Origin of the sequence: Mesorhizobium sp. M7A.F.Ca.US.005.03.2.1 (assembly GCF_003997795.1) — a bacterium.
Lineage (GTDB): Bacteria > Pseudomonadota > Alphaproteobacteria > Rhizobiales > Rhizobiaceae > Mesorhizobium > Mesorhizobium ciceri.
On the sequence record NZ_RZRP01000327.1, the window covers coordinates 1 to 6,457 of the forward strand.

7 protein-coding genes are annotated in these 6,457 nt (G+C 63.7%); all 7 read left to right on the forward strand.

The annotated features are described in order from the left end of the window. Positions 1 to 425: sugar ABC transporter permease (locus EN991_RS18785; protein WP_164769193.1), on the forward strand; the 425-nt coding region annotated here is incomplete at its 5' end. 11 nt (positions 426 to 436) lie between these two features. Next, positions 437 to 1,261, forward strand: coding sequence for a carbohydrate ABC transporter permease (locus EN991_RS18790; RefSeq protein WP_013528415.1), 825 nt, complete (start codon positions 437 to 439; stop codon positions 1,259 to 1,261). A 49-nt stretch (positions 1,262 to 1,310) separates the two neighbouring features. Next, a complete protein-coding gene (locus EN991_RS18795; protein WP_013528416.1) occupies positions 1,311 to 2,309 on the forward strand; it encodes an ABC transporter ATP-binding protein in 999 nt (332 codons plus the stop codon). 2 nt (positions 2,310 to 2,311) lie between these two features. Further along, complete coding sequence (locus tag EN991_RS18800; protein WP_013528417.1) at positions 2,312 to 3,082, forward strand: L-iditol 2-dehydrogenase; 771 nt, start codon at positions 2,312 to 2,314, stop codon at positions 3,080 to 3,082. Between the two features lie 146 nt (positions 3,083 to 3,228). Continuing rightward, positions 3,229 to 4,707 (forward strand): mannitol dehydrogenase family protein, encoded by a 1,479-nt coding sequence (locus EN991_RS18805; RefSeq protein WP_127369287.1) that lies wholly within the window; start codon positions 3,229 to 3,231, stop codon positions 4,705 to 4,707. A gap of 15 nt (positions 4,708 to 4,722) precedes the next feature. Beyond that, positions 4,723 to 5,406, forward strand: coding sequence for an HAD family hydrolase (locus EN991_RS18810; RefSeq protein ID WP_127369288.1), 684 nt, complete (start codon positions 4,723 to 4,725; stop codon positions 5,404 to 5,406). Next, a partial coding sequence (locus EN991_RS18815; protein ID WP_127369289.1) for an FGGY family carbohydrate kinase occupies positions 5,403 to 6,457 on the forward strand: 1,055 nt, incomplete at its 3' end. The genes EN991_RS18810 and EN991_RS18815, both read left to right, overlap by 4 nt.

Here is a 6,457-nt window from a genome sequence, read left to right on the forward strand (position 1 = left end):
TCGGGCAACATCCGATGCTGGCGATCATCATCATCGTCGCCTGGCAGTGGCTGCCCTTCGCGACGCTCATTCTTCTGACCGCGCTGCAGTCGCTCGACGGCGAGCAGAAGGAAGCCGCCGAGATGGACGGCGCCGGGTTCATCAGCCGCTTCATCTATCTGACGCTGCCGCACATGTCGCGCGCCATCACGGTCGTCATCCTGATCCAGACGATCTTCCTTCTCTCGGTCTATGCCGAGATCCTCGTCACCACCAATGGCGGCCCGGGATATGCCTCCACCAACCTGCCCTTCCTCGTCTACCAGAAGGCGTTGCTGGAGTTCAAAATCGGCCAGGCATCCGCCGGCGGTGTGATCGCCGTCATTCTCGCCAATATCGTTGCCTTCTTCGCCATGCGCGCCGTCGGCAAGAACCTGGACAAGTAAGGGAGGCTACGATGGCACGCTCAGTCACCACCCGGCACAAGACGATCGCGACGGTTGCCGCCTGGATCGTCGCCCTGCTGATCTTCTTCCCGATCCTCTACACGATCATCACCTCGTTCAAGTCGGAGCAGGAAGCCATCCAGGGCTTCAGCATCATCCCGTCGGGAACGTTCGAGAGCTATACCGAGGTCCAGGCACAGAGCGGCTACTTCAAGTTCTTCTTCAACTCGGTGCTGCTCTCGGTCGGCTCGACCATCCTGGCCCTGCTGGTCGCCATACCCGCGGCATGGTCGATGGCCTTCTCGCCGACCAAGCGGACCAAGGACATCTTGATGTGGATGCTGTCCACCAAGATGATGCCGGCGGTCGCGGTGCTGTTCCCGATCTACCTGATCTTCCGCGACACAGGCCTGCTCGACAGCCGCATCGGCCTCATGATCATGCTGATGCTGATCAACCTGCCGATCGTGGTGTGGATGCTCTACACCTATTTCCGCGAAATCCCTGGCGAGATCCTGGAAGCGGCGCGCATGGACGGCGCATCGCTGTGGAACGAGATCGTCTATGTGCTGACGCCGATGGCGGTGCCGGGCATCGCCTCGACAATGCTGCTCAACATCATCCTGGCCTGGAACGAGGCGTTCTGGACGATCCGGCTGACGACGACGGAAGCCGCACCCCTGACCGCCTTCATCAGCTCGTTCTCAAGCCCGCAAGGCCTGTTCTGGGCGAAGCTTTCGGCCGCCTCGACGCTGGCCATCGCGCCGATCCTGATCATGGGCTGGTTCAGCCAGAAGCAGCTGGTGCGCGGCCTGACATTTGGTGCGGTGAAATAACGGAATTGCCCGAAGCAATCGGCAGAAATAACCCCTCGGGGAGGAAACCATGGGAAACATCACGCTCAAGAACGTCTCGAAATCCTTCGGAGCGACGTCCATCATCCCCGGTCTCGACCTGGTGATCGAGAATGGCGAGTTCGTCGTCTTTGTCGGCCCGTCGGGTTGCGGCAAGTCAACGCTGCTGCGCCTGATCGCCGGGCTCGAGGACACCAGCGGCGGCTCCATCAACATCGACGGCCGCGACGTCACCGGCGAGGCACCGGCCAAGCGCAAGCTCGCCATGGTGTTCCAGTCTTACGCGCTCTATCCGCACATGACGGTGGCCAAGAACATCGGCTTCCCGCTGAAGATGGCCGGTGAGGACAAGGCGACCATCGACAAGAAGGTGGGAGACGCGGCGCGCGTGCTCAACCTGACCAACTATCTCGAACGCCGGCCCGGCCAGCTTTCAGGCGGCCAGCGCCAGCGCGTCGCGATCGGCCGCGCCATCGTGCGTCAGCCGACCGCCTTCCTGTTCGACGAACCGCTGTCCAATCTCGATGCGGCACTGCGCGGCACCATGCGGCTGGAGATCAGCGAGCTGCACCATCAGCTCAAGACCACCATGATCTACGTTACCCACGATCAGGTCGAAGCGATGACCATGGCCGACAAGATCGTCGTGCTGAACGCCGGCAACATCGAGCAGGTCGGCTCGCCGATGGAGCTCTACAAGACGCCGAAGAACCTGTTCGTCGCCAGCTTTATCGGCTCGCCGAAGATGAACCTGATCGAGGGCGCGCCGGCTGCCAAAAACGGCGCCAAGACCATCGGCATCCGTCCCGAACACCTGGAGATCTCGACCACGGCGGGCGAATGGAAGGCGGTCGTCGGCGTCGCCGAGCATCTCGGCTCCGACACCTTCCTGCACGTCCAGGCCGACGGCGTCGGTCCGCTGACCGTGCGCGCCGACGGCGAACTCGGCGTCCATCACGGCGACACCATTTACCTGACACCAGACAAGGCCAAGCTGCATCGCTTTGGCGCCGACGGAAAGGCAATCTGAACATGCGACTGGCCGGCAAATCCGCGCTGATCACGGGTTCGGCCCGCGGCATCGGCAGAGCCTTCGCCGAAGCCTATGCCGGCGAAGGCGCAACCGTCGCCATCGCCGACATCAATCTCGAGGCGGCGCAGAAGACGGCCGCAGAGATTGGCGGCAAGGCCTATGCGGTCAAGCTCGACGTCACCGACCTCGCCTCGATCGAGGCGGCGGTGAAAGCCGTCGAGACGAAGACCGGTGGCCTCGATATCCTGATCAACAACGCCGCCCTGTTCGACCTGGCGCCGATCGTCGAAATCACCAGGGCAAGCTACGACAAGTTGTTTTCCGTCAATGTCGCCGGCACGCTGTTCATGCTGCAGGCAGCCGCCCGCTCGATGATCGCGCGAGGCAAGGGCGGCAGGATCATCAACATGGCGAGCCAGGCCGGACGGCGCGGCGAGGCGCTGGTCGGCGTCTATTGCGCCACCAAGGCCGCCGTCATCTCGCTGACCCAGTCGGCGGGGCTCGACCTGATCAAGCACCGCATCAACGTCAACGCGATTGCCCCTGGCGTCGTCGACGGCGAGCACTGGGATCACGTCGATTCGCTGTTCGCCAAATATGAGAACCGGCCGAGGGGCGAGAAGAAGAAGCTGGTTGGCGAGGCGGTGCCGTATGGCCGCATGGGCACGGCGCAGGACCTCACCGGCATGGCTGTGTTTCTCGCCAGCAGCGACGCCGAATACATCGTCGCCCAGACCTACAATGTCGATGGCGGCCAGTGGATGAGTTGAGGGCGGGGGACGGCCTCTGCTCCTCGTCCCTCCGCGGGGAGCAGAGGCCGACTTCAGCGGGCGCGTAGCAAGTGCCACCCCTTATCCTCTCCCCGACGGGGAGAGGAGCGTAACGAAGGCCGAAACCCGGCCAAAGGGTAAAACAGATGACCGTGAAACTCTCGTCCTCTAACCTCTCCAAGCTGCCCGCCAACGTCGCAGGTCCGAAGTATGACCGCGCGACGCTGAAGGCCGGCATCGTGCATTTCGGCGTCGGCAATTTCCACCGCTCGCATCAGGCCGTCTATCTCGACGATCTGTTCAATGCGGGCATCGGCCATGACTGGGCGCTGATCGGTGCCGGCGTGTTCGACGGTGAAAAGATCGGCCGCGGCAAACTGGAAGAGCAGGACTGGCTGACCACGGTGGTCGAGCAGGACTCTGGCCATATGAATGCCCGCGTCACCGGCGCGATGATCGACTTCCTGATGCCTGGCGATGCGGCCGGTGTCATCAAACGGCTTGCCGACCCGGCGATCAAGATCGTTTCGCTGACCATCACCGAAGGCGGCTACTTTATCGATCCGGCTTCCGGCGTGTTCAACCCGATCCATCCCGACATCGTCGCCGACGCGCAGGCCGGCGCCACGCCGAAGACGGTGTTCGGCATCATTCTTGCCGGGCTGATGCGCCGCCGCGATGAAGGCACCGTGCCGTTCACCGTCATGTCGTGCGACAACATTCCCCACAACGGCCATGTCACCTCGGATGGCGTCATCGGCCTGGCCCGTTTGATCGACGAGGATCTGGCGAACTGGGTCAGCGAGCATGTCGCCTTTCCGAACGGCATGGTCGATCGCATCACGCCGGCCACCACCGACCGCGAGCGCGGCATCCTGGCCAAGGATTTCGGCCTCGAGGACAACTGGCCGGTGTTCTGCGAGCCGTTCCGGCAGTGGGTGCTGGAGGACCATTTCACCGATGGCCGGCCGCCGCTGGAAAAGGTCGGCGTGCAGTTCGTCAAAGACGTTGCGCCTTATGAACTGATGAAAATCCGCATCCTCAATGGCGGCCATGCAGCGATCGCCTATCCGGCCGGCCTGATGGACATCCATTTCGTGCATGAGGCGATGCAGGAGCCGCTGGTGAGCGGTTTTCTGGCCAAGCTCGAACGGGACGAAATCATCCCGACGGTGCCGCCGGTGCCGGACACGGTTCTGGAAGACTATTACCAGCTCATCGAGAGCCGCTTCTCCAACCCGAAGATCGGCGACACGGTGCGCCGGCTCTGCCTCGACGGCTCCAACCGCCAGCCGAAGTTCATCATCCCGACCATCGCCGACCGGCTGAAGGCTGGGAAAAGCGTCGCCGGCCTGGCGCTGGAATCGGCATTGTGGTGCCGCTATTGCTTCGGCACGACGGACAGCGGCGCCGTCATCGAGCCCAACGACCCGAGTTGGGACCGGCTGCAGGCGACGGCAAAGGCAGCAAAGGACGCTCCCGCCGCCTGGCTCGCCATGGAGGACATCTATGGCGATGTCGGCCGCGCAACGGCGTTTGTCGAGGCCTTTGCCCATGCGCTCAACGTGCTGTGGGCGAATGGCGCGCGCGCCACGCTGACGCGCTACCTCGCCGGCAAGCTCTGAGAGCCATTCTCGGCCATGACGCCTGAACTGGTCATTTTCGACTGCGATGGCGTGCTGGTCGACAGCGAGGCGCTCTCCGTCTCGGCGCTGCTCGGCATGGTCAGGCTTGCCGGCGGCAGCGTCAGTGAGGATGCCGCCTACGAGCATTTCCTCGGCAAGAGCATGAAAAGCGTGCGCGAGATCCTCGGCCGCGACTTCGGGCTCGATATTACCGACCTGCACCTGACCGAGATGCGCGTCGAATTGATGCGCAAATTCCGCGAGGAGCTGAAGCCGATCGCCGGTGTCAAGAAGATGCTGCCGAAGCTTGAGCTGCCGTTCTGTGTCGCGTCCTCGGGCACGCTCGACCGCATCCGCTACGCGCTCGACGTCACCGGATTGCTTGGGCTGATGGAACCGCACCTGTTCAGTGCCACCATGGTGGCCAAGGGAAAGCCCGCGCCGGACCTGTTCCTGCATGCTGCCGCCAGCATGCGGGCCCATCCACGCAAATGCCTCGTCATCGAGGACAGCCCGGCCGGCATCATTGCCGCGCGGGCGGCGGGGATGCGCGTGTTTGCCTTCACCGGCGGCTCGCACGCCGGCAACCCGACCTTGAAAGCGCGGCTTGCGTCGAGTGAACCGGACTTTATATTCGCTGACATGCTGCAATTGCCCGATCTGATTGCAGGCCTGGGAGCGAGAGACAGAGCATCTTGACGAAACAGTTCGTTTGCGCGGTCGATGTCGGCACCGGGAGCGCTCGCGCGGGCATTCTCGACACCAACGGCACCTTGCTCGGCCGCGCCGAGCGGCCGATCGCCATGAACCAGCCGAAGCCCGATCACGCCGAACATGATTCGCGCGATATCTGGTCGGCCGTCTGCGCCGCCGTGCGCGCTGCCCGCGAAAAGGCCGGCATAGCTGCCGAGGAGGTCGTCGGCATCTCCTTCGATGCCACCTGTTCGCTGGTGGTGCGCGACCGGCAAGGCGGCCAGCTCAGCATCTCGACCACGGGCGACAAGCGCTGGGACACCATCGTCTGGCTCGACCACCGCGCCATCGCGGAGGCCGACGAATGCACGGCAAGCGGCCATGCCGTGCTGAATTACGTCGGTGGCGTCATGTCGCCGGAAATGGCGACACCGAAGCTGATGTGGCTGAAGCGCAATTTGCCGGAGACCTGGAATGAAGCCGGCTATTTATTCGATCTCACCGATTTCCTGACCTGGCAAGCGACAGGTTCGCTGGCCCGCTCGCAATGCACGCTGACCGCCAAATGGACCTATCTGGCGCATGAAGAGGCCGGCTGGCGGCGCGACTTCTTTGCGCTCGTCGGCCTCGGCGATCTTTTCGAGCACGGCAATTTGCCGGAAAAGGCCAGTCCGGTCGGCGCTTATATTGGCCAACTGACCGCCCAGGCAGCGGCCGAGCTTGGGCTGAGCGAGAAATGCCGGGTCGGCGCCGGCGTCATCGATGCCTATGCCGGTGCGCTTGGCGTGCTCGGCGGCTTTGCCGGCGACCAACAGGACATCGGCCGGCATTTGGCGCTGATCGCCGGCACGTCGAGCTGCGTCATGGCGATGTCACCGGATCCGCAGCCCTTCGCCGGCGTCTGGGGTCCCTATTACGGCGCGGCGCTGCCCAGGCTGTGGCTGTCGGAAGGCGGCCAGTCGGCGACCGGCGCCCTGCTCGACCACATCATCCGCTGGCACGGCGCCGGCGGCGAGCCGGATGCCGCCATGCATGCGAAGATCGCCAGGCGTGTCAC

What these genes read in the sequence shown, in the direction of transcription:
- EN991_RS18805 (WP_127369287.1), top strand. Translation starts at nt 3,229, where the DNA reads ATGACCGTGAAACTCTCGTCCTCTAACCTCTCCAAGCTGCCCGCCAAC.
- EN991_RS18790 (WP_013528415.1), top strand. Translation starts at nt 437, where the DNA reads ATGGCACGCTCAGTCACCACCCGGCACAAGACGATCGCGACGGTTGCC.
- EN991_RS18795 (WP_013528416.1), top strand. Translation starts at nt 1,311, where the DNA reads ATGGGAAACATCACGCTCAAGAACGTCTCGAAATCCTTCGGAGCGACG.
- EN991_RS18810 (WP_127369288.1), top strand. Translation starts at nt 4,723, where the DNA reads ATGACGCCTGAACTGGTCATTTTCGACTGCGATGGCGTGCTGGTCGAC.
- EN991_RS18800 (WP_013528417.1), top strand. Translation starts at nt 2,312, where the DNA reads ATGCGACTGGCCGGCAAATCCGCGCTGATCACGGGTTCGGCCCGCGGC.